Genomic DNA, 25,842 nt, shown 5'->3' on the forward strand with positions numbered 1-25,842 from the left:
AGTTGTGTTCATGAACGCACCTTACGAACCCCATGTGAATGCGATGTTGCAAGCCCTCGACATTGACCCCCAAGAAACCGCCGAGTGGCGCGAGGCCTTGTTGGCGCTCATTGGCACCCAAGGCCCAGCGCGTGCGCGCCAGATCTTGGACGAACTGGCCATCGTGGCCCGGCAGCAACGCACGGGCTGGCAGCCGGATTTGAATACGCCCTACATGAACACCATCGCGGTGGAGGATCAGCCGGATTTCCCTGGCGACTTGGCCACCGAGGAGCGGCTGGTGGCCATCATGCGTTGGAACGCACTGGCCATGGTGGTGCGCGCCAACCAGGCCTATGGCGAGTTGGGCGGCCACATCGCCAGTTACGCCAGCGTGGCCGATTTGTTCGAGACCGGCTTTCACCATTTCTTCCACGCCCGCACCGAGCAGCACAAGGGCGACTTGGTGTTCTTTCAGCCGCACAGCGCCCCCGGCGTGTACGCCCGCGCTTTTCTGGAAGGGCGCCTGAGCGAGGCGGACCTGATGCACTACCGCCAAGAGATCACCGCGCCCGACAGCGGCGCACGCGGTTTGTCGAGCTACCCACACCCTTGGCTGATGCCTGATTTTTGGCAGTTCCCCACCGGCTCCATGGGCTTGGGGCCGATCAGCTCGATCTACCACGCCCGCTTCATGCGCTACCTGACGCACCGCCAGTTGCAAGATTGCAGCGGCCGCAAGGTGTGGGGCGTGTTTGGCGACGGTGAGATGGACGAGCCCGAGAGCATGAGTGCCCTGACCTTGGCGGCGCGAGAAAAACTCGACAACCTGGTGTGGGTGGTCAACTGCAATTTGCAGCGCCTCGATGGCCCGGTGCGCGGCAACGGCCGCATCATCGACGAGCTGGAAAAACTGTTTGCCGGTGCCGGCTGGAACGTGATCAAGTTGGTGTGGGGCAGCGATTGGGACGGCCTGTTGGCGCGCGACACCTCAGGTGCACTGCTGCGGGCTTTTGCCAACACGGTCGATGGCCAGATGCAGACTTTTGCCGCCAAGGACGGTCGCTACAACCGCGACAACTTCTTTGGCCAAAACGAAGAACTGGCAAGGCTGGCGCAAGGCATGACCGACGAGCAGATTGACCGGCTCAAGCGCGGTGGCCACGACATCGTGAAGATCCATGCGGCTTATGCGGCTGCGGCCCAACACCGTGGCCAACCGACGGTGATCTTGGCGCACACCAAAAAAGGCTTTGGCATGGGCAGCGCGGGCCAGGGCAAGATGACCACGCACAGCCAAAAGAAGTTCGACGAGCAAGACCTGATCGCGTACCGCAACCGCTTTGACCTGCCGTTGAGCGACGAGCAGGCCACGGGCTTGGCCTTTTACAAACCGGCCGACGACAGCGCCGAGATGCGCTACCTGCGCGAACACCGCGCCCGCCTGGGCGGCAGCTTGCCCAAACGCGAGACGACTTGCGACCGCTTGCCCGTGCCGGCCCTGGCCAACTACGGGCAGTTTGCGCTGCAGGCCGACGGCAAGGAAATGAGCACCACCATGGCCTTTGTGCGCATGCTGGGTAACCTGCTCAAAGACCCACAGCTCGGTCCGCGCATCGTGCCCATCGTGGCCGACGAGGCGCGCACTTTTGGCATGGCCAACTTGTTCAAGCAGGTGGGCATTTACAGCAGCGTGGGCCAGCGCTATGCGCCCGAAGACATCGGCTCGGTGCTGAGCTACCGCGAAGCCACCGACGGCCAAATTCTGGAAGAAGGCATCAGCGAAGCGGGCGCGATCGCCAGCTGGACGGCGGCGGCCACCAGCTACAGCGTGCACGGCTTGGCCATGCTGCCCTTCTATATTTATTACTCGATGTTTGGTTTTCAGCGCGTGGGCGACGCCATCTGGGCCGCAGCCGACCAGCGGGCGCGGGGCTTTTTGCTGGGCGCCACATCGGGGCGCACCACCTTGGGCGGCGAGGGTCTGCAACACCAGGACGGCAGCAGCCATTTGGTGGCGGCCACCATCCCCAACTGCAAGGCCTACGACCCGGCCTTCGCGGGCGAGCTGGCGGTGATTCTGGACGCGGGCATGCGCGAGATGGTCGAGCAGCAAGTCGACGTGTTTTATTACGTGACCCTGATGAACGAGAACTACGCACAGCCCGATTTGCCTGCGGGCGTGGAGGCCGATGTGCTGCGCGGCGGCTACCGATTTGGCGTGTACGGGCCGAGCGATGCCGCCCAGCGCGTGACCTTGCTCGGCTCCGGCGCGATCTTGACCGAAGTGGTCAAGGCCGCGCAACAACTGGCCGCGCGAGGCGTGGGTGTGGAAGTGTTGAGCATCACCAGCTGGAGCGAACTGGCGCGCGACGGCATGGCGCAAGCCGAAAACACCGGTCATTTGGCGCAACTGCTGGCCAGCACGCAAGGCCCGGTGATTGCCGCCACCGACTATGTGCGCGCCGTGCCCGAGAGCGTTCGCGCCTTCGTGCCCGAAGGCCGCCGCTACCGCACGCTGGGCACCGACGGCTTTGGCCGCAGCGACACCCGCGCTGCGTTGCGCCGCTTCTTTGCAGTGGACGCGGACAGTATCGCGCAGGCGGCGCAGCGGGCGCTGAAGTGAAGGCTTAACGCGGCGCGCTGAGGGTGACGCGCAAGCCACCTTGCGCTCGGTTGGCCAAGACCAAGCGCCCGCCCAAGGCGGTCATCAGGTTCAGCGCGATCGACAAACCCAAGCCCGTGCCGCCGGTTTGTCGGTTGCGCGAGCTTTCTTGGCGCACAAACGGTTGCAACACCGTTTGCAAGTCGGACTCGGGCAGGCCTGGCCCCTCGTCCTCCGCCACGATGCACCAGTGATCGGGCTGGCTGGGGTCTTGGCACAACAAGGTGACCGTGGCTCGGTGGCCGTAGGTGATGGCGTTGTGCACCACATTGCCCAACACCCGGCGCAGCGCGGCCACATCGGTGTTGACCAAACAATCGCTGTCCGCGCCCTGCGCTTGCACCGCCCAGCCCAGGTCTTCCCATTCGTTGAGCTGGGTTTGCAACAGCTGGTTCAAATGCACCGGTTGGCGCTGCGGCTGGGCATGCCAGCTGCGGGCCAGCGCCAAGCCGTCTTGCACCAAATCTTGCATTTCGCTCAGATCGGCTTGCATGCGCTGGCGCAGCGCCTCATCGCTGACCCATTCGGTTTTCAGGCGCAAGCGCGTCAGCGGTGTTTGCAAGTCGTGGGCGATAGCCGCGAGCACCTGGGTTTGCTGAGCCATGTGCCGCTGCAACTGGGCTTGCATGTGGTTGAAGGCCTGCGCGGCTTGGCGCACCTCCAAGGGTCCTTCTTCGGGCAATGGGGCTTGGTTGGGGTGATCGGCCAAGTCCTTGGCGGCTTGTGTCATGCGCTTGAGCGGGCGCGTGGCGTACACCACCGCCAGCCAAGTCAGCAGCGCCAGGCCCACAAGCACGGTCAGCGCCACCAAGCCCCAGTGCGTGTCGCTGCCAAAGCCTGGCCTGCCCATGGCCCCATGTGGGGGGTAAGTTGCGGGCAATCGGACATAAACCTGTGCGCCATCGATCAACAGCAGCGATACCCAGGTTTGTCCGCGCGAACGTTCTGGGTGGTGGCCATCAGCATCGCCATGTCTTTGTCTATCGTGCAGTGGCGTGAAGTGCTGCACAAGTGGCTGGCGCGGCGCCAATTCGCTGGCCAAATAAATCGCCAAAGGTCGAACATGGGGCGGCAGTGGGGTGGCGTTTGGTGACCACGCCTTGGGTGGTACAAGACGCCAACGCTCGCGGCGCTTGCCCTGCCCCTTGTCTTCTAGCCACTGCTCGCGTTGGGCAGGGCTCAGGGTGTCGAGCCAATCGGCCGATGCTGCCAGCTCTTGCGTGAGCTTCGCATGCAACACGACTTGTCCACGCACCGTGCGCTCGTCCAGCGCGAGCCAAGCTGCCGCAGCCAGCACCAGAGTCAAACCCATCAGCCACACCCACAACAAGCGCGCAAACAGACTTTGCGGCCAGATTTTTTTCAGCACCGCCATCATTCGGCTTGTACCTCGGTGGCCAGCACATACCCTTCGCTGCGTACCGTTTTGATCAATCCCAATCTGCGTGCGGGTTCGCCTAAGCGCAAGCGTAGGCGGCTGATGAGCAGGTCGATGGAGCGGTCAAACGCATCGCCCGATCGCCCTTGGGTCAGTTCAAGCAGCTGCTCTCGAGACAGCACCTTGTTGGCATGGTTGAGCAAGACGTGCAACACACGGTATTCGCCCGAGGTCAGCACCAACAAAATCCCATCGGGGTTGCGCACCTGGCGAGTCAAGGCATCGAGTGTGTAGCCCGAAAAACGCCACCGGTTGGGGCTGTTTGTGGTTTGTAAATTTGCGGGTAAGGCGCGCGAGCGACGCAAGATGGCACGAATGCGCGCCAACAATTCGCGCGGGACAAATGGCTTGCCCAAGTAATCGTCTGCGCCCATCTCTAGACCCAAAATGCGGTCTGCGTCGTCGGTGCGGGCTGTGAGCATGAGAATGGGCAGCTGTGCATATGCGCTGCCGTCGGCGCGCAAGTTGCGGCAAATTGTCAGGCCGTCTTCGCCAGGCATCATCACATCGAGCACCAACAGATCCACACGCTGCATCTGCAGCATGCGGCGCATCTCATGGCTGTTGGCCGCGGTGCTGCACTGGATGCTGTTTTGCTCCAGGTATTTCGCTGTCAATTGCCGGATTTCGGGGTCGTCATCAACCAGCAAAACATGGTCTGGGGTGGGCGTCATGTTGTCATGATACGGGCGCCCTGAAGGTTTTTTGTATCAAAAGATGTCTGGAGACCGCGCAGACACATGTGCTTGCAAAATGCCGTGCCAGAGACACTTCTTTTGTGTCCGCACGCCTTTCAATACACCGATCTGACGTTCGTCAGAGACCGCCAAGAGCGGATTCACACCTTCAAGGAGTTTGAAATGAAAAAGCAATTGATCTGGATTTTGTCGGCTGCTCTGCTCGGCGGCGCCAGCATGACGGCCATGGCCTCTAACCACGGCATGGACAAACACCATGAGCACCGCAGCCTTGGCAAACGCTCAGTTGGCCAAGGTGTAGAAGCCCGACTGGCCAAGCTGGAAGGGGCTTTGAAACTAGAGGACGCACAGCGCCCCGCCTGGAACGCCTTTGCCAATGACATGAAGGAATTGTCCGAGGCCCGTGCGAAGCAACGCAGCGCCATGCACGATGCCATGAAAAAAGCCAAGGACGATAAGACCATGGGCGCGACCGAGCGCATGGAGGCGATGGACCAAATGATGCAGGTCCATCAAGCGCAATTGGCCAAAATGAAACAGGTCACACAAACCCTGTTGCCTCAGCTCAACACGGCACAACAAATCGTTTTCAATGCTGAGTGGTCTGATGCGTTAGGGCACAACGGCCGTCAACACCATGGCCATGCTGGCAAAAGAGACCATCGAGAAGCCTGCAAAAGCTAACCCTGTCAGCTTGTTGCCTGCACAACCGCCAGGTAAGCCTGGCGTGTTTCGGGGCTGACCGCATCGAGCGCTTGCTCGTAGCGGGTCTGGTGCTGGGCCAGCATGCGGGCCGAGGCGATGGTTTTGGAGCGGCAGAACCAGTGGCAGCTGTGCTGCATCAAAAACATCTCGCCCATCATGCGAAATGACCGCGCTTTGTTGGGCAGACCTTCACGGTTGTCTACGGCGCGCTCTATGCCTTTTGCGTGCACCTCCAGCAGGCGGCGCATGTCAAAACAGACCTTGGGCGAGAGTTGGTCAATGAAAGGCAGGGCCAGCTTGAGGCCACGCGAAACGGGGGCGGGAAGTTGGGCAAATTCGCGGGCCAAGAGCTGAAAGTCAGCGGCCAGTTGTTGTTCGGCTTGTTCTTGAAGTTGAAAGATGTGCTGTTGGCGCTCGGGGTCGCTCTCTCCCAAGGCCCTCATATAGGAGGTGGTGAGCTGCGACATGAGTTTTTCAATTTGGAAGGGGCGCAGCTGCTCGGCCAACAAGGCGGTGCGTTTGCGCTGGCCCTGCAGATTGAGCCAGTGAATGCCAATGGCCGAAATGAACAACAGACTGATGAATTCCATAAATTTAAAAAGTTTCCGGCCAAATTTGCTTGAGTACCAAGTGTAGTGAGTGGATGCACCCACACAGGCAAAGGCCCTGCGCGCGTGATGGCTCAGGGCTGAGGCTTGGCTTTCAGCGCCTTGGCGCGCACAGACGACCAATTTGAGAGTGGACTCTAAAGTGCGGGTTTTCCATTGCTTTGTCCGCTTCATGCTGTTCAAATTGCTGCATTGCAACAAAACCTTTCAAGGAACACACCATGAACTTCAACGCCGACCAATTCGCCGCCACCCAAAAAGCCAACATCGCTGCTGCTGCAGATCTGTCGCAAACCGCATTTGCCGGTTTCGAGCGCTTGGTGGAACTCAACATGGCCGCTGGCAAAGCCGCTGTGGGCGAGTCTTTCGCCAACATGCAAGCCTTGATGGCCGCCAAGAGCCCTCAAGACCTGTTGGCTGTGCAAGCCGCTTTGGTCCAGCCTGCCATCGAAAAGTCGGTCTCTTATGGCCGTCACATCGCTGACATCGCCAACAGCACCAGCGCCGTGTTCACCAAGGCCGTTGAAGGCAAGATGGCCGAGTCCGAGAAGGCTGTCAAAAGCCTGGTCGAGAGCAGCCTGAAGAACGCTCCTGCTGGCTCTGATGCCGCTGTGGCCGCCATCAAGACCGCTTTCGAAGCCAGCCAGACCGCTGCTGAAACCCTGAAAAAAGTGGCCAAGCAAGCGGCTGAAAGTGCCGAGTCCAGCATCAAAGCCGCGCAAGCTCAAGCCGAAGCTTCGGTCAAAGCCGCCATGTCCAAGGTGAAAGCCAAGGCCTAAGCGTTCGCTCAATCAGCTGGCGCTGGTCGCCTGCTTTCTACAATCAGGGTGTCTTTGACACCCTTTTTGTTTTGGATTCCACCATGCACGCAGCATTTTCAGAGCCTTCAGTCCCCATTTTGTTCATCGAAGGCGGCGTGGCCACCATCACCTTGAACCGCCCGGCCCAGCGCAACCGCTTGGAAAACGCCGACCTCAAGGCTTTGTTGGCCCACTTACACACCGTGAACCGTGACCTCGAGGTGCGCGTGCTGGTGCTGACCGCCAACACGGCGGGCCAGCCCAGGCCGGTTTTTTGCGCGGGTTATGACATTGGGGGCTTTGACGAGCCAGGCCACGGGGCCACTTTTTTTGAAGAAATCCCGGATGCGGTGGCCGCCATGCGCCCGGTGACCATTTGCGCCTTGAATGGCAGTGTGTATGGCGGAGCCACCGATGTGGTGCTGGCGTGTGACTTGCGAATAGGCTTGCAAGGCACCGAGTGGCGCATGCCCGCCACCGCTTTGGGTTTGCATTACTACCCGAGCGGTTTGCGGCGTTATGTCAGTCGGTTTGGCTTGTCCGGTGCCAAAAGGGCCTTTTTGACGGCGCGGCCCTTTACGGCAGAGCATCTTGACGCGATGGGCTTGTTTGAGGATCTGGTCACGCCCGAAACGTGGTCGCTCACGCTCCAAAGCCTGTTGGACGATGTGTTGGCCTTGGCCCCTTTGGCCGTGGAGGAGACCAAAAAGTCTTTGCGCGAAATTGAAGCCGGGCAGGCCGATGAGGCTCAGCTGCGCGCGCGCGAACAAGCCAGCAGCCAAAGCGAAGACTTTGCCGAGGGGCGCGCGGCATTTGCCCAGCGGCGCAAGCCGGTTTTTGTGGGGCGCTGACCGGCTATCAAGTCAAAGCCTTTGCTGCCGATACTGTAGGTGGATGCTTTTTTCTTGGAATGGGTGCGCAATGGGTGCAAGTCGTTGGTGTGGGGTGCTGCTGGGCCTGTGGCTCGCGCCTTCGGCATGGGCTGGTCAGTACGTGCTGGCGGCCGGCCAGACCCAAACGGTGCCCGTTTCAGCGCGCGTGCTCAATGGCGAGCAGGTGTGCAATCTGGAAATCACCGTCCCCGGACAAGCCCCGTTTGAGCGCGTGGTGCGCGCGCCCTTTTTTGACGCACGCGTGGCGATAACACCCGGCAACGAGGCGTCTGTGCTGGTGCAATGGCGCGGCCTGTCTAGGCGCACGGCGGATGGGGTGATCAACGCTTGCCCTACGCAGGGTGACATGGCTTTTAAGGTGGTCCGTGACAACGCCTTAACGAAGGCCGTTTGGTCAGCCATGTTGGCCCAATTGACGCCTGCCAAAGCCGATTGTTTACGCGTGGGCATGGCCCATGAAATGGTGCGCCCGGAGTGGTTTGACTTCAATGACCCCCAGCCCAGCGCCGAGGACCTTCGCATTCAGCAGGTCTTCAACCAATGTGATGCGTTTTTGGCCCGTCCCAAAGCTTGGGGGGCGCAGAGTCCGGCCGGTCACGCTTGCACATTGGCCGGTGGCATCAAAACCCGCTGCGAAGGTTTTTTCAGCGCTCAGATCAATGGCAAGACCCAAGTCATCAGCCAAGAAATGGCCATCCAACGGCAAATGAGCCAGCAAGCTTGGACAACGGGTGTGCGTGAAATTGAGGGAGCCAAAAACAAGCGCGTGCAGCAAGAAAAAGAACGTGTAGCTCGCTTGCAAGCGGAAGAGGCGGCCAAGATTCAAGCCATTGAGGATGCCCGCTTGTTGGTTTTACAGCAGGCAGAAGAGGCCAAATTGGCCGAACAACGCGCAACCCAAGCCAAAATTGACGCACTCAAGGCGCAAATTGCGGAGGACAAAATTCGCAAAGAAAAAGAGCGGATTGAAAACCGGAATTGGTTTCTCAAACAAGTCGACAAATTGACGGGCAGTAACCAACCCGCGCCGGCGGAGGATCCCAAGCCAGCGCCTCCGGCAGGCGCTGCGCCAGCCGCTCCTTTGGCCGCACCGCCAGCAGCACCTCCAGGAGCACCTCCAGCAGCAGCACCTCCGCCTGCGGTTCCGGCCGCAGCACCGCCCCCAGCATCTCCGGCCGCTCCTTCGCCAACAGCTACGCCTGCTCCTGCGAAGTGAGGGGTTGCTCGATCTGAACTTTCAGGGGGATGGGGGCTGAGCGCGGCCGGCTGACCAAGCCGTGCCCATCGAGGCGGTCATGACGAGTGCAATGGCCAAGCCTTGTGACAAGGTCAGGTGTTCGGCCAACACCAACCAGCCAGCGAGTGCGCCCACAGCAGGCTCCAAGCTGAGCAAAATGCTGAAGGTGTTTTTGGGCAAGTGGTTGAGCGAGAACATTTCAAGCGCATACGGTATGGCACTGGACAACAAGGCCACAGCCAAACCAGCGACCAGCCATTGAGGGTCCAGCATGGCTGTGCCCGCATGGTAAATCCCGATGGGGGCCACTACGATGGCGGCGGCCAGCATGCCCATAGGGGTCGCCATGCTGCCATAGCGCAGCGCCACGCGCTGGCCAAACACGATGTAAAGCGCCCAGCAAATGCCCGCCGAGAAGGCGTAAAACATGCCCATGGGGTCGAGCGCCGAGCTGGCATCGCCCCCGGGCAGGGGCAGCAACAGCGCCAGGCCAGCTATGGCCAGCGCAACCCAGAGCCAGTCGCTGGCTTTTTTGGAAGTCCAGACCGCCACGGCCAGCGGCCCGGTGAACTCGATGGCGATCGCTACACCAAAGGGTATGGTCTTGATGGCGCTGTAAAACAGCAGGTTCATCACGCCCAGCGTCACGCCATACAGGCCCAGCGGCAACGCATCGGCCCAGACCCACTTTCTGCGCCAGGGCCGGAAAACCGCCATCAGCATCAGGGTGGCAAAGATGATGCGGTAGGCGGTGGTGCCTTCTGCGCCCAAAGCCGGAAACAGGCTTTTGGCAAATGAAGTGCCCACAGCCAGAGACACCAGACTGCCCAGCAAGGCCAGCATGGCCCACAAACGCAAGTTCAAACGTGTCCTCTTTCTGCGGCGTCCAGCACAATGGCTTGGCCGTGCGGGGTGCGCTCGGCGGCATCGGCCCAAGCGTGTTCCAGCTCGTGGATTTGCTCAGGGGTGCCCAACTGGTGCTCGATCACCATCTGCTCCAGCGCGTTCAGCCAGTGGGTGTAGTAGAGGCTGCCGTCGTTGGCTTCGCCGCGCGCCTGACCCGTGCGGATCTCGCGGGTCAGGGCTGCGGCCCATTCGGGCCAAGTGAAGACGCCTTTTTCGTGCAGCTGCAAGGTCATGGCGAAGGCGTGGGCCTGCCAGGGTTCTTCAAACACCGCGCCGTTGTTGGCGGTGGCGGGCATGGGAAAGCCGTCGCCGCAAGCGCGGGCCAGGTCGTTCAGGTCTTGGATGGCGGAGTTCATGGGGCCTTGATCAGCTGGGGATCGCTTCCAAATAAGACTCCCAGGCGTCCACGCTCACCTGGTGTCCGGCTTCGGCCTGCGGGCCCCACAGCTCGGTGCCGTCAAACACCACGGTGTAGAGGTGCTCTGCCGTGCCGTCAAAAGGCGGCAGCATCTTGTTCACATGCTGGTCGGGCAACACATGGCTGCCGTGTTGCAGCACCACGGTGCCCACATGTCCGCGCACATAGCGCGGCAGCCGGGTGTGGCCTTGGGGGTTCAAGTTCAGGGCGCGCACGCGCTGCCCCACGGCAAAGCGGGGGGCTTGGGTGCTGGGCCGGTCGGCTGGGCTGCCTTTGGCCAGCGCAGCGTCCACTTCAAAGGCTTTGAGCACCCGCACGCCCGCCATGGGTGGCGTGATGGCTTGGCCTTGGGCCAGTTCTTGTTCAGTGATCAGGCCGCGCTCGATCAGCAGCTTTTGCAGCGCCTTGGTCCAGATGGCGTAGTACGGGCCTTGCACATAGTCCAGTGGGGGCAAAGACTCGCGGGCCGAGCGTGCCAGGTCGATGTTCCACAGGCCGCTGGCGCCCATGGCCACCGTCACGCCCAAAGCACGGCGCTCCCACTCGCCGTGAAAAAGCGGCTCGTTGGCTTCGATGTGAACCGGGCCATAGCCTTGCAGGCCGCCCATGTCGTGTAAGCCGTTCATGCCAGTTCCTTGGGGTGTAACTTTGGATTCAAGGCCAAGCCGGTGCCGATCATGGCGTCACGGGTGACCAGCTGGGCCAGTTGTTCTACGCTCCAGCCCTCGGTGCCTGCGGGCCGCTCGGGCAGCACCAAGTAGCGCACTTCGGCGGTGGAGTCCCAGACGCGGATGTTTTGGCCCGGTGGCAGGGTGACGCCAAAATCGGCCAGTACGGCACGCGGTTCGATCACGGCGCGAGACCGGTAAGCCGCGCTTTTGTACCAAACCGGGGGCAGGCCCAGCACCGGCCAGGGGTAGCAGCTGCACAAAGTGCAGACCACCATGTTGTGCGTCTCGGGGGTGTTGGGCACGGCCACCATGTGCTCGCCTTGGCGTCCGGTGTAGTCCATCGAGGCGATGGCGGCGGTGGCGTCTTGCAGCAGCCAGTCTCTGAAAGTGGGGTCTGTCCATGCGCGGGCCACCACTTTGGCGCCGTTGTGCGGCCCGACATGCACCTCGTAGGTCTCGATGATGCGGTCCACGGCGGCGGGGTCCAGATAGCCCTTTTGCGTCAGCAGGGTTTCCAAGGCGCGGACACGCAGGTCGTTCTCGCCCAGGGTGCTGTGTTCGTGGTCATGTGAGTGATCATGGCCGTGGGGGTGATCGTGTTCAGCGTGCATGGCGGTCTCCTGTCTGGTTGTCTGGGTTGCGCTTGAGTGCTGCCTGAATGTGACTTCAAGGGGTCTGACCCCGTGTAGCCGGGGCTTTTGGGGTCGATCATAGCGCCGCATACAATGGCGGCTTCGCCTGCGAAGGACGCGGGCGTTCCCTGTTTCAAACCGAATGTGATTTTTTGGAGACCCCATGTTCATCTCTTCAGCTTTTGCCCAAACTGCTCCTGCCGCTGCCTCGGGTGGTGACTTCCAGTCCACTTTGATGAGCATGCTGCCTCTGTTGCTGATGTTCGTGGTCCTTTACTTCGTCATGATTCGCCCTCAGATGAAGAAGCAAAAAGAACACCGCGCCATGATCGATGCCTTGGCCAAGGGCGATGAGGTGGTGACGGCGGGTGGTTTGCTGGGCAAAGTCAGCAAGATCGGTGACGCCTACATCGGCATCGAGATGGCCACTGGCGTTGAGGTCCAAATGCAGCGCAGCGCTGTGGTTCAGGTTTTGCCCAAAGGCACGATCAAGTAATTTTTCCCGATAAAAGCCTGCACGCGAGCCACCATGAACCGTTACCCGATCTGGAAGTACGCGATCCTTGTGATTGCCTTGTTGTTGGGAACGGTGTTCACGCTGCCCAACTTTTTTGGTGAGGCCCCTGCGGTGCAGGTGTCTTCTGGCAAGGCCACGGTCAAGGTCGACAACACCACCTTGCAGCGCGTCGAAGAAGCCCTTAAGACTGCGGGCTTGAATCCTCAGACTTTGGCCCTGGATGGTGCCTCGATCCGAGCCCGTTTTGACACCACCGATAACCAGATCAAGGCCAAAGACGCGATTGAAAAGGCCTTGATTCCAGACGCCAGCAACCCTTCTTTTGTGGTGGCGTTGAATCTGGTGACGCGGTCGCCTGCATGGTTGACCTCGATGGGTGCTGCACCCATGTACTTGGGACTTGACCTGCGTGGCGGCGTTCACTTCATGTTGCAAGTGGACATGCAGGCGGCTTTGACCCAGCGTGTCGAAGCCTTGGTGGGCGATTTGCGCACCACCTTCCGCGAAAAAGATTTGCGCCACGGTGGAATGAGCCGAAGCGGCCAAACCATTGAAATCCGCCTGCGCGACGCCAAGCAGTTGCAGGCAGCGCAAGACCTGATCGCCGCTCAGTTTGCAGACCTGCAAATCAATTCAGTGGCCGATGGCAATGAATTCCGTTTGACGGCCACCATCAAACCCGAAGCCGCCCGTTTGGTGCAGGCGCAGGCCCTGAAGCAAAACATCACCACCTTGCATAACCGCATCAACGAGTTGGGTGTGGCCGAACCTGTGATTCAGCAGCAAGGCCTGGACCGCATCGTGGTGCAGTTGCCTGGCGTCCAAGACACGGCCAAGGCCAAAGACATATTGGGCCGCACCGCCACCTTGGAGGTGCGCATGGTGGACGAAAGCACCGAAGCCCGTGCTGCCGAACAAGGCGGCATGGTGCCTTTTGGTGCTGAGCGCTACCTTGAGCGCGATGGCCGCCCTTTGATTGTCAAAAAACAAGTGGTGCTGACGGGTGACAACCTGACCGATGCCCAACCCGGTTTTGACAGCCAGACCCAAGAGCCTGTGGTCAACCTGACCTTGGACGGCAAGGGTGCCCGCATCTTCAAGGATGTGACGCGTGACAACGTGGGCAAGCGCATGGCCATCATCTTGTTTGAAAAAGGCAAGGGCGAAGTGGTGACGGCTCCCGTGATCCGTGCCGAGATTGGTGGTGGCCGGGTGCAGATTTCGGGCCGCATGACCACGGCCGAAGCCAATGACACCGCGCTGCTGTTGCGAGCCGGTTCACTGGCCGCGCCGATGGAGATCATCGAAGAGCGCACCATTGGCCCGAGCTTGGGTGCAGAGAACATCGCCAAGGGCTTCAACAGCGTGACCTGGGGCTTTGTGGTGATCGTGGCTTTCATGGCGATTTATTACGCCATGTTTGGCGTGTTCTCGGGCATCGCACTGGGCGTCAATTTGTTGTTGTTGGTGGCGGTGTTGTCCTTGCTGCAAGCCACGCTCACCTTGCCCGGTATGGCTGCCATGGCGCTGGCGCTGGGCATGGCCATTGACTCGAACGTGCTGATCAATGAGCGTGTGCGCGAAGAGCTGCGCAACGGCGCCAGCCCGCAAGCGGCCATCCACGCGGGTTATGACCGTGCGTGGTCCACGATTTTGGACTCCAACATCACCACCTTGATCGCGGGCGTGGCCTTGCTTGCCTTTGGCTCCGGCCCGGTGCGTGGTTTTGCGGTGGTGCATTGCATCGGCATTTTGACGAGCATGTTTTCCGCTGTTCTCTTTTCGCGCGGCTTGGTCAACCTTTGGTACGGCGGCAAGAAAAAACTCAAGACAGTGTCCATCGGTACTGTCTGGCGGCCCGAGGCTGGCACTGCGGTGAAAGCCGATTAAGGGGAAAAGACCATGGAATTGTTCAAAATCAGAAAAGACATCCCTTTCATGCGCCATGCCTTGGTGCTGAACGCGGTGTCCTTCATCACCTTCTTCTTGGCAGTGTTCTTTTTGTTCAGCAGGGGACTGCATTTGTCGGTGGAATTCACCGGCGGTACCGTGATGGAGGTGAGTTACAGCCAACCGGCCGACTTGCCCAAGGTGCGCGGCGTGATCTCGGGCTTGGGTTATGCCGAGGTGCAGGTGCAAAACTTTGGCTCGGCGCGAGAAGTGCTGATCCGCCTGCCAGTGCAAAAAGGCGTGACCACGGCCCAGCAAAGCGAGACCGTGCTCAATGCCCTGAAAGCAGCCAACCCCGATGTGACGTTGCGCCGCACCGAGTTTGTCGGCCCACAGGTGGGCAACGAATTGGTGGAAGACGGACTGATGGCGCTGGCCTTTGTGGTGGGCGGCATCATGCTGTATTTGGCCATTCGCTTCGAGTGGAAGTTCGCTGTCTCCGCCATCATCGCCAACTTGCATGATGTGATCATCATTCTGGGCTTCTTTGCCTTTTTTCAGTGGGAGTTCTCGCTGGCTGTGTTGGCAGCGGTGTTGGCGGTGTTGGGTTATTCGGTCAACGAGTCGGTGGTGATTTTTGACCGTATCCGTGAGAATTTCCGCCGTTACCGCAAGATGAACACGGTTCAGATCATCGACAACGCGATCACCTCCACCATCAGCCGAACCATCATCACCCACGGCTCCACGCAGATCATGGTGTTGTCCATGTTGCTGTTTGGGGGTGAGACGCTGTACTACTTTGCGCTGGCGCTGACGATTGGCATTTGCTTTGGCATTTACTCGTCGGTGTTTGTGGGCGCTGCCGTGGCGATGTGGCTGGGCATCAGCCGCGAGGACATGGTCAAGCCGGTCAAGAAAGACCACGACCCGAACGACGAGAACTCGGGCGCGGTGGTCTGACAGATCATCAGACTTATCCCTTGCACAAGGGCACCTTCGGGTGCCCTTTGTTTGGGGGGAGCAGTTGGGTGTCAGCTGCAGCTTTGACCTTGGCTTATGCAGAGCCTACGCGCTGAAACAGCCCCCCCGGCAAACGACCCACTTGCCCCCTCAGCTCCAATTCCAAAAGTTGCCCTTGCAGTTGTGCCGTACTCCAGCCGCATCGGGCTTGCAGCGCGTCGAGGCTCACAGGGTCATGGCCCAGTGCGCGCAGCAAAGACTGATCGGAGTTTTCCTCTTGGCTTTCAGGGCTTGGGACCGAAGCATCCAGACCGGTTGACAGGTCCAGCGGCTGTTGCGACAAGGGTGCTGGCATGTGCAGCTCTTCAAGCACGTCTTGCGCCGATTCCACCAATTTGGCCCCTTGTTTGATGAGCGCGTGGCAGCCTTTGGATTGGGTCGCGTGGATGGAGCCAGGGATGGCCATCACATCACGGCCTTGGTCGAGGGCTTGCTTGGCGGTGATCAATGAGCCCGATTGCAAGGCCGCTTCAACCACCAGCGTGGCCTGCGACAGGCCGGAGATCAGGCGGTTGCGCCGGGGGAAGTTGGGGGCCAGGGGCGGTGTGCCCAGCGGGTACTCACTCAGAATCACGCCATTTTGGGCAATTCGGTGCGCCAAGTCGCGATGCTGGCGTGGATACACCCGGTCCAGACCGGTGCCCACGATGGCGATGGTGGCCAGACCTGTCCCGTGGTGCCCCAGCAAGGCGCCGTCGTGTGCCGCGCCGTCCACACCCAGCGCCAGACCGGAGACGATCGTGAGCCCACTGGCCGCCAAACTGCGCGCAAATTCACGGGCATTGTCGGCGCCTTGGGGTGTGGGGTTGCGGCTGCCCACGATGGCCAAGCATTGCTCGGCTTTGAGGGTTGCCAAATGCGCGGTTTGTCCCATCGCGTAGAGCATCAAAGGAGGATCAGGAATGTCCAGCCAGGGCGCTGGGTAGTGCGCGTCGCCCAAAGTGATGACGCGGCCACCCAATGAGGCATGGTCTTGCAGCCACTTCAAGGTCTCTAGCGTGAGGGCGGCGCACCCCTCTGGCATTTGCACAAGCGCCTGCGCTTGTTTGGCATTGACCACTTGGCCCAAAACGGCTTCGCTTTGCGCAAAGATGGCTTGGGGTTCGCCGAATGCCGCCAGCAAGCGCCTGGCGCTTTCGTGGCCGACGCCAGGGGTGAGGCTCAGGCGCAACCAAGCGCCCCAATTGTGGGTGTCTTCATTCATGTGGTCTCCCTGCGCAGCCCTTGGGGCTGTCTTTGCTTTTTTGTAACATGCCCATTGTGTTGCAAAGTCAAGTTCCCGCCAAGAGCGACTTGCCAGAGCTGCAGCACCAGTCACTTTGTCATTCAACATGGCGCATCTGCTCAAGAGGCTCTTGTTTTTGACCAAAATGACCGAAAATACCTGCATTCCTTCTGATCTTTTGAACCATGGCCCTGCTCCCCATCCTTTGTTATCCCGACACACGCCTGCACAAGGTGGCCAAACCTGTGCAAGCGGTGGACGCCCGAATTCATGCGCTGATCGATGACATGGTTGAGACCATGTATGAGGCCGGTGGCATTGGCTTGGCTGCCACGCAGATCGATGTACATGAGCGCTTGGTGGTGATCGATACTTCTGAAGAGCGCAATCAGCCCATGGTGCTGATCAACCCCGAAATCACCTGGATGGGCGATGAGCGCGTCAAGGGCGAAGAAGGTTGCCTGTCTGTGCCCGGAATTTACGATGGTGTGGAACGCGCCACGAAAGTCAAGATCACGGCCCTTGACCGTGACGGTAAAAGCCGCAGCATTGAAGCTGAGGGCATGCTGGCCATCTGCATCCAGCATGAGATGGACCACCTGATGGGCAAAGTGTTCGTGGAATACCTGTCCCCCCTCAAGCAAGGCCGTATCAAGACCAAACTGGTCAAAGCCCAAAAAGCCGAGCGCTGAAGCGCTTTTGAATTCTCCCCCATGCGTTTGATTTTTGCGGGCACGCCCGAATTTGCCCAAGTGGCCATGGTTGCCCTGCACGCCGCAGGCCACGAGATCGTGTTGGTGCTGACCCAGCCCGACCGGCCTGCTGGGCGCGGTATGAAACTGCAACCCTCGCCCGTTAAGCAATGGGCGCTGGACCATGGCGTGTCCGTGGCCCAGCCCCGAAGCCTGCGATTGGACGGCAAATACCCCGAAGACGCCGCCGCTGCCCGTGACACTTTGCACGCTGCAAAGGCAGATGCCATGATCGTTGCTGCGTACGGTTTGATCTTGCCGCAGTGGCTGCTTGACCTGCCGCCCAAGGGTTGTCTGAACATCCACGCTTCTTTGCTGCCGCGTTGGCGCGGCGCTGCGCCGATTCACCGCGCCATTGAGGCGGGTGACACGCAAACCGGGATCACCATCATGCAGATGGATGCGGGTTTGGACACGGGTGACATGTTGCTGGTGTTGCCGTGCGCCTTGGCGGCTGATGACACCACTGCTGTGCTGCACGATCGGTTGGCCGCTTTGGGCGGGCAGGCCATCGTGCAGGCCCTGGCGGATCTAGACGGTTTGCCCCGACAACCGCAACCTTTTGATGGCGTGAGTTACGCGCACAAGATCGATAAATCTGAAGCGGTGCTCGACTGGACATTGAGCGCCGAGGTGCTGGCGCGGCGCATCCGGGCGTTTGACCCTTTCCCGGGCATGACCGTTCCCCTGGCGACGGCCACAGGTGTTGAAACCCTCAAGCTGTGGCGGGCTGTTGCCGAATTGGCTGACTCGACTTCTGGGCACGGTTCTCCACCCGGCACCGTGCTCAGCGCCGATGCTTCAGGTGTGCGTGTGGCCTGTGGCGATGGCCTGCTGTGCCTGACCCAGTTGCAGCGCCCCGGCGGTAAACGCCTGAGTGCGGCCGACTTCTTGCGCGGCTGCCCCTTGCAGCCCGGTCAGCGCTTGGTGGCCTGATGTTTTTTCGGCCAAGGATTTACCGCGATGCCCAGTTTTTGCAAGGCTTGCGCGACTTGGCCCCACAAGCGCCTGGTGTGGCGGCTTGGGGCTTGATGACGGGCGTTGCCATGGTCAAGTCGGGAATGAGCGTCTTCGAAGCCGTGGCCATGACCATTCTGGTATTTGCAGGCAGTTCGCAGCTGGCGGCGATCCCGTTGTTGGTGGCAGGCGCCCCGGCTTGGGTGATTTTGGCCACCGGTTTTTGTGTGAACCTGCGCTTTGTGGTCTTCAGCCTGCATCTGCGGCCCTACCTCATGCATCTGCCGCGCTGGCAGCGCATGTGCCACGGCTACTTCACCGCCGACATCAGCTATGTGTTGTTCACCCAGCGCTTTACAAAGCCCGGTGAGACCGATGCCGAGCGCACCGGGCAAGAGGCCTATTTGGCAGGCAATTACTTTCTGAATTGGAGCAGTTGGATCGTGGCCAGTCTGTTGGGCATCGGCTTGGCCAACCTGATTCCCCCAGAGTGGGGTTTGGGTTTTGCGGGTATTTTGTGTTTGCTGGGCATCCAGTGTTCTTTGGCCAGCTCGCGCATGCGCATTTTGTCAGCAGCCGTGGCTGGCGTCGCGGCGGTGGTGGCATACCACTTGCCGCTCAAGCTCAATATCGTGGTGGCGATTGCGGTGGCGGTGATCTTGTGCCTGACAGTTGAAAAAATTCGGCCAACACCCAAGGTGGCTGCATGAACGAGACCGACCTGTGGACCTTGACCGTCATCGTGGGTCTGGCCGTGGTGACGGTGGTGGCGCGCAGTTTCTTCTTTATTTCCAGCCAGTCTTGGCAGTTGCCCAATTGGGCTCAACGCGGCTTGCAGTACGCCCCCATCGCGGCACTGTCGGCCGTGGTCATTCCCGAAATCATCACGGTGCAAGGTGAGCTGGTCAGCACTTGGGAAGACGCTCGTCTTTACGCTGCCGTAGTGGGTGTGGTTGCTTACTTTTGGCGGCGTGATGTGCTGATCACCATCCTTGCGGGCATGGCGGTGTACCTGCCTTTGCGCCTGGGTCTGGGTTGGTAAGGCTTGCTCAACCCTCCCCTCAATGTGAGTTGCTGTTTACTTTTGATGCTGTCAGTCCTTGTCAGGCGCTGCTTTTAAAATACCTCCCGAATTCCCAGATACAGGACAAGTTCCCCCATGAATGTCATTCGTTTTTCAGATCTGTGCGCAAGTGGCCAAGTGGCTGGGCAACGTGTTTTTATTCGCGCCGACCTGAACGTGCCCCAAGCGGGCGATGGCAGCATTACCGAAGACACCCGCATCCGTGCCAGCGTGCCTTGTATTCAGATGGCTTTGGACGCTGGGGCGGCTGTGATGGTGACCTCGCATTTGGGTCGCCCGACCGAGGGCGCTTTCAAACCCGAAGATTCCTTGGCCCCAGTGGCGCAGCGCTTGAGTGAGCTTTTGGGCCGCAGTGTTTCCTTGCTCGCGCATTGGGTGGATGGCGTGACTGTGGCACCCGGTCAAGTGGTGTTGCTTGAAAACTGCCGCGTCAACAAGGGGGAGAAAAAAAATGACGAAGCGCTGGCTCGCAAAATGGCCGCGCTGTGCGACATCTATGTGAACGATGCCTTTGGCACTGCGCACCGTGCCGAAGGCACGACCTATGGCATTGCCCAGTTCGCTCCGATTGCCTGTGCGGGGCCTTTGCTGGCTGCTGAAATTGATGCGATTGGCAAGGCGCTAGAGGCGCCCAAACGCCCGCTGGTCGCCATCGTGGCCGGCGCCAAGGTCAGCACCAAGTTGACCATTTTGAAGAGCCTCGCGCAGAACGTCGACCAGTTGATTGTGGGCGGCGGTATCGCCAACACGTTCATGCTGGCTGCGGGTTTGAAGATTGGCAAGAGCCTGGCCGAAGCCGATTTGGTGAGCGAAGCCAAAGCGGTCATAGAGGCCATGAAAGCGCGCGGTGCCGAGGTGCCGATCCCCACCGATGTGGTCACGGCCAAAACCTTTGCGGCAGACGCTCTGGCCACGGTCAAGCGGGCCAGCGAAGTGGCTGACGATGACCTGATTTTGGACATCGGCCCAGAGACCGCTGCCAAGCTGGCCGCGCAGCTTAAACAGGCTGGCACCATCGTATGGAACGGGCCCGTGGGTGTGTTCGAGTTTGCGGCGTTTGAAAATGGCACCAAGGTGATTGCGCAAGCGATTGCAGAGTCCAATGCATTCAGCATTGCGGGTGGCGGTGACACGTTGGCCGCGATCGCCAAATACGGCATTGAAAAGCAGGTGGGTTACATTTCGACCGGTGGCGGTGCTTTTCTCGAAATTCTCGAGGGCAAGCAGCTTCCAGCGTTTGAAATTTTGGCCAAACGCGCAGCCCATTGATCTTCGATCTGTCAAACCATTGACCGCAACAAAAAACCCCGCATCGCGGGGTTTTTTGTGAATCAAAGCGGGCTTTTAAGCTTGGGCGGCGGGCGGTAAATTGCCCCTCACCGGGCTGGTCATATTGCCTTTGAAGTCGGTCCAGCATTCCCGGCTGAAGTCGTACATCTTGCAGTTTTTGGCGGTTTCGAAGTACCACTTCCAACTGAAGGCTTGGACGATGATCCGGCCAGGCAGCATTTCTTCCAATTTGGACTGGGCTTGCTTCAATCGATAAAGGGGGATGCTCATGTCCACATGGTGGGCTGTGTGCTCCATGATGTGGTGCATCATGCCGCCGATGTTGAAGGGGAACGTCAGGTGCACGGTGGTTGACACAAATGGCGCGGCCTTCGTCCAGGCGGCTTTGTTGTCATGCCAAGACACTTTGACGTGGGTGTGGTGCACATAGACCACGAAACCGATCATGGTGTTCCAGCCAAAGAACGGGATCAACACGCCCATCAGCAAAGACAACCAGACCGATTGCCCCGTATAGACCGCGGCAGCGGCAACAGTGCCCAACCAAAAAGCACCAAACAAACTCACCAGCAAGCTGTCCTTGAAGAAGATCGGACGGCGAGTGGGCATGTGGGTCTTGTTGGGAAAGAACTCGCGCTTCCACCAAATCTCGATCATGTAATAAAGGCCCGGCGCCCAACCGCTGCGGTAGGCGCGTTGCAGCAAACGCTGCACAGGGTTGAGTGCGGCAAATTCCTCGGCCGTCAAAGGCGTCCAGACAAAGTCCACGCCTTTGAGGTTGGTGTAGCCGTGGTGCACCACGTTGTGGCCCGTATCCCAAAGGCTGTAGGGCGTGAGAGACGGCAAGAACGCGATGCGGCCCAGCACTTTGTTCAGTTCGCGGTGGGGCGTGAGGCTCTGGTGGCAGGCATCGTGGCCAATCACAAACAAGCGGCCAATCACAAAGCCAGCCATGGCGCCGCAAAGCAGTTTCACCCAAATGGCGTCAAATGCCACAGTGGCTGCAATCAGTGCAAAAAACAAGGCGTAGTCAAAAGCCAACAGCACCAATGCACGCATGGTGCTGCGTTGCGATAACGGGGTCAGCCATTCGCGCAGCGTTTTGCGGTGCGGTAGGGGTTGGTCCAGCGCAATGGGTTGATCGACGGACGGGGTGTGTAAGGCAGTCATGACGCTCAAATGTAAATCGGGCAAGCATGAGTTTAGTCGGCAAGCCTTTTCATTGGCCTGACAGAGATCAATTCAAGGGCTTTGCTTGGGGTTAAGGGGCCGCTGTCGCGCATATCCCCGAAAGAAACAAAGACGTCACTTTTTCGTGTGAGAATTCAAAACTATTAAAAGGAGATCTCCGAATGCCCCGTCGCGCCACCAAGATTGTTGCCACTTTAGGCCCTGCTTCCAGCGACCCAGCGCTGCTCGAAGCCATGATCCGCGCCGGGGTGAACGTGGTTCGCCTTAATTTCAGCCACGGCAAAGCGCAAGACCACGTAGACCGCGCCAGCCTCGTGCGCGAAGCCTCGCAGCGTGCCGGCCGTGAAGTGGCCATCATGGCCGACCTGCAAGGTCCCAAGATTCGTGTGGGCAAGTTTGCCGAAGGCAAAGTCATGTTGGAGCCCGGTGCCCCCTTTGTATTGGACGCCTCGCGCACCGAGTTGGGCGACATCCACGGGGTGGGCTTGGACTACAAGGAGCTGCCCCGCGATGTGAAGGCGGGTGACGTGCTGCTGCTCAACGATGGTTTGATCGTGCTGAATGTGGTGGGCGTCAAAGGTGAGCAAGTACACACCACCGTCAAACTGGGCGGTGAGTTGTCCAACAACAAGGGCATCAACAAGCAGGGGGGCGGCCTGACGGCGCCGGCCTTGACCGCCAAGGACATGGAGGACATCAAAACCGCCATGAGTTTCCAGGCCGACTATGTGGCGGTGAGCTTTCCTAAAAACGCCACCGATATGGAAATGGCCCGCCAACTGTGCAACGTGGCGGGGGCCGAATATGGCCATAAGCCGGGCCTGATTGCCAAGATCGAACGTGCTGAAGCCATTCCTCACCTTGAGGCCATTCTCAAAGCAAGCGATGGGATCATGGTGGCCAGGGGCGATTTGGCCGTTGAGGTGGGCAATGCCGCCGTTCCCGCCCTTCAAAAGCGCATGATCAAGCTGGCCAAGGTGCACGACAAGGTGGTGATCACGGCCACCCAGATGATGGAAAGCATGATCACCAACCCTGTGCCCACCCGCGCTGAAGTGTCGGATGTGGCCAACGCGGTCTTGGACGGCACTGACGCCGTGATGCTCAGCGCCGAGACTGCCGCGGGCAAGTACCCGCTGGAGACGGTGGAAGAGATGGCCAAGATTTGCGAGGCTGCCGAAAACGCCGAAGACCCGACCTTGGATGCCGATTTCAAAGGACAGACTTTCAGCCGCATCGACCAGTCGATCGCCATGGGCGCTTTGTTCACCGCCCACCACTTGGGGGCCAAAGCCATTGTGGCCATGACCGAGTCGGGCTCAACAGCCCTTTGGATGAGCCGCCATCGGGTGCACATTCCCATTTACGCGCTGACCACCAAACTCAATTCACAGCGCAAGATGGCGCTTTACCGCAACGTGCGCCCCTTGTTGATGGACACCAGCGCTGACCGCGACACGGCATTGGCCGAAGCCGAAGCCCACCTGAAAAGCCGCAACATTGTGGGCACTGGCGACGTGTATGCCATCACCTGTGGAGAACCCATGGGTTCTCCCGGTGGCACCAACATGCTGCAAATTTGCAAAGTGGCTTGAGCTTGGAGGGGCCTGATTGGTCCCCTTGCAGGGCGTGGCTCAGGCCCATATCCGACCGAAGCCTATAAAATCTGGGTCAGTCTTGAGCCGGATGTTTTGCCGGCGCGTTCAATTTTTCAAACTTCCCGGGATATCATCACCATGGCACTCGTTTCAATGCGCGAGCTGCTGGACCATGCAGCCGTTAACGGCTACGGCATTCCAGCTTTCAACGTCAACAACCTCGAGCAAGTCCAAGCCGTCATGATGGCGGCCGACGAGGTCGGCGCACCGGTCATTTTGCAGGCCAGTGCAGGTGCCCGCAAATACGCTGGCGAGCCCTTCATCAAATACCTGATCCAGGCGGCTACAGAGCAGTGGCCCCACATTCCCTTGGTCATGCACCAGGATCACGGGCAAAGCCCGGCGATTTGCCAGGGCGCGATCAACTTGGGTTTTTCGTCGGTGATGATGGACGGCTCCTTGCTGGAAGACGGCAAAACCCCGGCCGACTTTGCCTACAACGTGGATGTGACCCGCCGCGTGGTCGAGATGGCCCACCTGTTGGGTGTTTCGGTGGAAGGCGAGTTGGGTTGTTTGGGCAACCTCGAAACCGGTGAAGCGGGTGAAGAAGACGGCATTGGCGCAGTCGGCAAGCTCGACCACAGCCAGATGCTGACCGACCCTGAAGAAGCCGCCCAATTCGTCAAAGCTACCGGTTTGGACGCGCTGGCCATTGCGATTGGCACCAGCCATGGCGCCTACAAATTCAGCCGCAAACCCACGGGCGACATCTTGGCCATTGGCCGCGTGAAAGAAATCCATGCCCGCATCCCCAACACCCATTTGGTGATGCACGGCTCGTCCAGCGTGCCGCAAGACTTGCTGGCAATGATCAACCAGTACGGTGGCAAGATGAAGGAAACCTACGGCGTGCCCGTCGAGGAAATTCAAGAGGCCATCCAACACGGCGTGCGCAAGATCAACATTGACACCGACATCCGTTTGGCGATGACCGCCGCTTGCCGCAAATTCTTGTTTGAAAACCCCGACAAGTTCGACGCCCGCGAATGGCTCAAGCCTGCCCGCGAGGCCGCCAAGCAAATTTGCAAGCAGCGTTATCTGGAGTTCGGCTGCGAAGGCCAGGCTGGCAAGATCAAGGGCGACACTTTGCAAGTGGTTGCTGCCAAGTACGCCCGTGGTGAATTGGCGCAAGTCGTCCATTGAGCCGATAGGCTTTTCCTTATCGATTGCCTGACTGATTTGCCATGACCTCTGCGCTTCACACCTCGGCCCTGACCTCCTTGCCTCTGCTGGCGCGTGGCAAGGTGCGTGACAACTACGCCGTAGGCGATGACCGCATCTTGATGGTGGCGTCAGACCGCATCAGCGCATTCGACGTGATCATGGGCGAGCCGATTCCGGGCAAAGGTGTGTTGCTCACGCAAATGGCGTTGTTTTGGTTTGACCAACTCGGCCCCAAAGGCCTCAACATCTGCCCGATCCACCTGACAGGCGAAGCCCCCGAGAGCGTGGTGAGCGCTGGCGAGGCACCGCAGGTCACGGGTCGCTCTATGCTGGTCAAGCGTTTGAAACCCATCCCGGTCGAGGCGGTGGTGCGCGGCTATCTGGCCGGCAGCGGCTGGAAGGAATACCAAGACAGCCAGGCCGTTTGCGGTGTGAAATTGCCCGCGGGTCTGAAAAACGCCAGTCGCCTGCCTGAGCCCATCTATACCCCGGCGGCCAAAGCGGCGGTGGGTGAGCACGACGAAAACATCACCTTCGAGCAAACCGTGGCCATGATCGGTGCCGACCTGGCCACCCGCATTCGCGACATCAGCATCCAGCTTTATGTGGCGGCCCGTGACATCGCTGCCACCAAAGGCATCATCATTGCCGACACCAAGTTTGAGTTTGGGCTGGATGCCGATGGCACCCTGGTGTTGATGGACGAGGTGCTGACGCCCGATTCATCGCGCTATTGGCCTGCTGAGAGCTATGTGGAGGGGGCCAACCCACCAAGCTACGACAAACAGTTTTTGCGTGACTGGTTAGAGACCGCCCAGGTCAATGGCAAGCCTTGGGACAAGACCCCACCCGCACCGCGCCTCCCGCGTGAGGTGATCGAGAACACAGCGGCCAAGTACGAAGAAGCCATGAAGAGGCTCATGGCCTGACTTCACCGCATTTCAGACGCAAAAAAGGCGCTGCATGGCAGCGCCTTTTTGGGGGTGATTTGGAAATCAGTGGGTGAACGCCAGCAGTGTCATGGCGTCGAGCAGCAAGGTGGTGCTGGCCACCAGCAAGCTGGCGCAGGCGAGCGTGCGGCCGCGCGGGTGCAGGTATGCGCCCCAGAATACAGCCAGGCAAACCAGTTCCAGACTGCCGCGCATCCACAGGTAGGCGCCGCTGTCCATCAGCTGGGCGGCACCGGAACTCATGAACACGGCATACAGGAAAACACCCTTGACCAGCCAGAGGGCAGCGCCAAAATGCACAGAAGTCAGTTGTGCCAGTTGGCTGCGCCAGGTTCTGTTCGAGCGCGCCGGCGCACCACCGAGCAGGCATTGCAACTCTTCAGGGGTGATCAGGGGCTCGGCGCGTGACATGATTCAAAATGAATTCCAAAGTGTTGTTTAAATTTTAAGTTGAAACCACCCGCAAAAGCAATGCCCTGACCCGATTCTTA

The 25,842-nt window shown here is 59.8% G+C and carries 26 protein-coding genes; 16 read left to right on the forward strand and 10 right to left on the reverse strand.

Going from position 1 to position 25,842, the window contains the following annotated elements; genetic code table 11:
- Positions 1-10 precede the first annotated feature (10 nt).
- Positions 11-2,605: an alpha-ketoglutarate dehydrogenase gene (mdeB, locus tag Q1M54_RS09215; protein WP_300556508.1), complete on the forward strand. Its 2,595-nt coding sequence runs from the start codon at positions 11-13 to the stop codon at positions 2,603-2,605.
- 4 nt (positions 2,606-2,609) lie between these two features.
- On the opposite strand, the gene Q1M54_RS09220 is transcribed toward mdeB, so the two are convergent.
- Complete coding sequence (locus Q1M54_RS09220; RefSeq protein WP_300556510.1) at positions 2,610-4,019, reverse strand: ATP-binding protein; 1,410 nt, start codon at positions 4,017-4,019, stop codon at positions 2,610-2,612.
- Positions 4,019-4,756 carry a response regulator gene (locus tag Q1M54_RS09225; protein WP_300556511.1) on the reverse strand — a complete coding sequence of 246 codons (738 nt, stop codon included), beginning with the start codon at positions 4,754-4,756 and terminating at the stop codon, positions 4,019-4,021. Before Q1M54_RS09225 ends, Q1M54_RS09220 begins: the two co-directional genes overlap by 1 nt.
- A 186-nt stretch (positions 4,757-4,942) precedes the next feature.
- Here Q1M54_RS09225 and Q1M54_RS09230 point away from each other — a divergent pair, with 186 nt between their 5' ends.
- On the forward strand, positions 4,943-5,464 hold the full coding sequence (locus Q1M54_RS09230) for a Spy/CpxP family protein refolding chaperone (protein WP_300556513.1): 522 nt from the start codon (positions 4,943-4,945) through the stop codon (positions 5,462-5,464).
- 5 nt (positions 5,465-5,469) lie between these two features.
- Here the strand turns inward: Q1M54_RS09230 and Q1M54_RS09235 are convergent, their stop codons facing one another.
- Complete coding sequence (locus Q1M54_RS09235) at positions 5,470-6,075, reverse strand: hypothetical protein (protein ID WP_300556515.1); 606 nt, start codon at positions 6,073-6,075, stop codon at positions 5,470-5,472.
- Positions 6,076-6,314: 239 nt separating this feature from the next.
- Between Q1M54_RS09235 and Q1M54_RS09240 the strand changes: the two genes are divergently transcribed.
- The 3 genes from Q1M54_RS09240 to Q1M54_RS09250 all read left to right on the forward strand — a co-directional run bounded on the left by Q1M54_RS09240 (position 6,315) and on the right by Q1M54_RS09250 (position 9,002).
- On the forward strand, positions 6,315-6,872 hold the full coding sequence (locus Q1M54_RS09240) for a phasin family protein (protein WP_300556517.1): 558 nt from the start codon (positions 6,315-6,317) through the stop codon (positions 6,870-6,872).
- Between the two features lie 83 nt (positions 6,873-6,955).
- The gene (locus Q1M54_RS09245) at positions 6,956-7,744 is read left to right on the forward strand and encodes an enoyl-CoA hydratase/isomerase family protein (protein WP_300556519.1); all 789 of its coding nucleotides are present in this window, start codon (positions 6,956-6,958) and stop codon (positions 7,742-7,744) included.
- 70 nt (positions 7,745-7,814) lie between these two features.
- Entirely contained in the window at positions 7,815-9,002 is a 1,188-nt protein-coding gene (locus Q1M54_RS09250; protein WP_300556521.1) for a hypothetical protein, read from the forward strand.
- 21 nt (positions 9,003-9,023) lie between these two features.
- On the opposite strand, the gene Q1M54_RS09255 is transcribed toward Q1M54_RS09250, so the two are convergent.
- The 4 genes from Q1M54_RS09255 to nthA are packed head-to-tail and all read right to left on the reverse strand — an operon-like array spanning position 9,024 to position 11,629.
- The gene (locus Q1M54_RS09255) at positions 9,024-9,866 is read right to left on the reverse strand and encodes a DMT family transporter (protein ID WP_300556657.1); all 843 of its coding nucleotides are present in this window, start codon (positions 9,864-9,866) and stop codon (positions 9,024-9,026) included.
- Positions 9,867-9,883: 17 nt separating this feature from the next.
- Positions 9,884-10,285: a nitrile hydratase accessory protein gene (locus tag Q1M54_RS09260; RefSeq protein WP_300556523.1), complete on the reverse strand. Its 402-nt coding sequence runs from the start codon at positions 10,283-10,285 to the stop codon at positions 9,884-9,886.
- 10 nt (positions 10,286-10,295) lie between these two features.
- Positions 10,296-10,973 carry a nitrile hydratase subunit beta gene (gene nthB, locus Q1M54_RS09265; RefSeq protein WP_300556525.1) on the reverse strand — a complete coding sequence of 226 codons (678 nt, stop codon included), beginning with the start codon at positions 10,971-10,973 and terminating at the stop codon, positions 10,296-10,298.
- The gene (gene nthA / locus Q1M54_RS09270; RefSeq protein ID WP_300556527.1) at positions 10,970-11,629 is read right to left on the reverse strand and encodes a nitrile hydratase subunit alpha; all 660 of its coding nucleotides are present in this window, start codon (positions 11,627-11,629) and stop codon (positions 10,970-10,972) included. The genes nthB and nthA overlap by 4 nt, the downstream gene beginning before the upstream one ends.
- Before the next feature lie 184 nt (positions 11,630-11,813).
- Between nthA and yajC the strand changes: the two genes are divergently transcribed.
- Genes yajC through secF form a run of 3 tightly spaced genes read left to right on the forward strand, consistent with a single transcriptional unit; the run spans position 11,814 to position 15,020 of the window.
- Entirely contained in the window at positions 11,814-12,146 is a 333-nt protein-coding gene (yajC, locus tag Q1M54_RS09275) for a preprotein translocase subunit YajC (RefSeq protein ID WP_019426777.1), read from the forward strand.
- A gap of 33 nt (positions 12,147-12,179) precedes the next feature.
- Positions 12,180-14,057 (forward strand): protein translocase subunit SecD, encoded by a 1,878-nt coding sequence (gene secD / locus Q1M54_RS09280; RefSeq protein ID WP_300556530.1) that lies wholly within the window; start codon positions 12,180-12,182, stop codon positions 14,055-14,057.
- 12 nt (positions 14,058-14,069) lie between these two features.
- Positions 14,070-15,020, forward strand: coding sequence for a protein translocase subunit SecF (gene secF / locus Q1M54_RS09285; protein ID WP_019426775.1), 951 nt, complete (start codon positions 14,070-14,072; stop codon positions 15,018-15,020).
- A 94-nt stretch (positions 15,021-15,114) separates the two neighbouring features.
- Here the strand turns inward: secF and dprA are convergent, their stop codons facing one another.
- On the reverse strand, positions 15,115-16,284 hold the full coding sequence (gene dprA / locus Q1M54_RS09290; protein ID WP_300556533.1) for a DNA-processing protein DprA: 1,170 nt from the start codon (positions 16,282-16,284) through the stop codon (positions 15,115-15,117).
- Positions 16,285-16,490: 206 nt separating this feature from the next.
- Here dprA and def point away from each other — a divergent pair, with 206 nt between their 5' ends.
- The 5 genes from def (at position 16,491) to Q1M54_RS09315 (ending at position 20,367) form a co-directional block, all read left to right on the forward strand.
- Positions 16,491-16,997: a peptide deformylase gene (gene def / locus Q1M54_RS09295; RefSeq protein ID WP_300556535.1), complete on the forward strand. Its 507-nt coding sequence runs from the start codon at positions 16,491-16,493 to the stop codon at positions 16,995-16,997.
- A gap of 21 nt (positions 16,998-17,018) precedes the next feature.
- Positions 17,019-17,993 carry a methionyl-tRNA formyltransferase gene (gene fmt / locus Q1M54_RS09300; RefSeq protein ID WP_300556537.1) on the forward strand — a complete coding sequence of 325 codons (975 nt, stop codon included), beginning with the start codon at positions 17,019-17,021 and terminating at the stop codon, positions 17,991-17,993.
- Positions 17,993-18,724, forward strand: coding sequence for an AzlC family ABC transporter permease (locus Q1M54_RS09305; protein ID WP_300556539.1), 732 nt, complete (start codon positions 17,993-17,995; stop codon positions 18,722-18,724). Before fmt ends, Q1M54_RS09305 begins: the two co-directional genes overlap by 1 nt.
- Positions 18,721-19,056, forward strand: a complete 336-nt coding sequence (locus Q1M54_RS09310) for an AzlD domain-containing protein (protein ID WP_300556541.1) — start codon at positions 18,721-18,723, stop codon at positions 19,054-19,056. Before Q1M54_RS09305 ends, Q1M54_RS09310 begins: the two co-directional genes overlap by 4 nt.
- A 117-nt stretch (positions 19,057-19,173) precedes the next feature.
- Complete coding sequence (locus tag Q1M54_RS09315) at positions 19,174-20,367, forward strand: phosphoglycerate kinase (RefSeq protein WP_300556543.1); 1,194 nt, start codon at positions 19,174-19,176, stop codon at positions 20,365-20,367.
- Positions 20,368-20,442: 75 nt separating this feature from the next.
- On the opposite strand, the gene Q1M54_RS09320 is transcribed toward Q1M54_RS09315, so the two are convergent.
- Positions 20,443-21,558: a fatty acid desaturase gene (locus Q1M54_RS09320; RefSeq protein WP_300556545.1), complete on the reverse strand. Its 1,116-nt coding sequence runs from the start codon at positions 21,556-21,558 to the stop codon at positions 20,443-20,445.
- Between the two features lie 182 nt (positions 21,559-21,740).
- Between Q1M54_RS09320 and pyk the strand changes: the two genes are divergently transcribed.
- From pyk to Q1M54_RS09335, 3 genes are all read left to right on the forward strand, one after another.
- Entirely contained in the window at positions 21,741-23,174 is a 1,434-nt protein-coding gene (gene pyk / locus Q1M54_RS09325; RefSeq protein WP_300556547.1) for a pyruvate kinase, read from the forward strand.
- A 141-nt stretch (positions 23,175-23,315) separates the two neighbouring features.
- Complete coding sequence (fba, locus tag Q1M54_RS09330; protein ID WP_300556549.1) at positions 23,316-24,380, forward strand: class II fructose-bisphosphate aldolase; 1,065 nt, start codon at positions 23,316-23,318, stop codon at positions 24,378-24,380.
- Positions 24,381-24,421: 41 nt separating this feature from the next.
- Positions 24,422-25,330, forward strand: a complete 909-nt coding sequence (locus tag Q1M54_RS09335) for a phosphoribosylaminoimidazolesuccinocarboxamide synthase (protein ID WP_300556551.1) — start codon at positions 24,422-24,424, stop codon at positions 25,328-25,330.
- A 66-nt stretch (positions 25,331-25,396) separates the two neighbouring features.
- Here Q1M54_RS09335 and Q1M54_RS09340 read toward each other — a convergent pair whose 3' ends face one another.
- Positions 25,397-25,762 carry a hypothetical protein gene (locus tag Q1M54_RS09340; RefSeq protein WP_300556553.1) on the reverse strand — a complete coding sequence of 122 codons (366 nt, stop codon included), beginning with the start codon at positions 25,760-25,762 and terminating at the stop codon, positions 25,397-25,399.
- Positions 25,763-25,842: the final 80 nt, after the last annotated feature.

This window comes from Limnohabitans sp. Rim8, from assembly GCF_943326455.1.
GTDB lineage: Bacteria > Pseudomonadota > Gammaproteobacteria > Burkholderiales > Burkholderiaceae_C > Limnohabitans_A.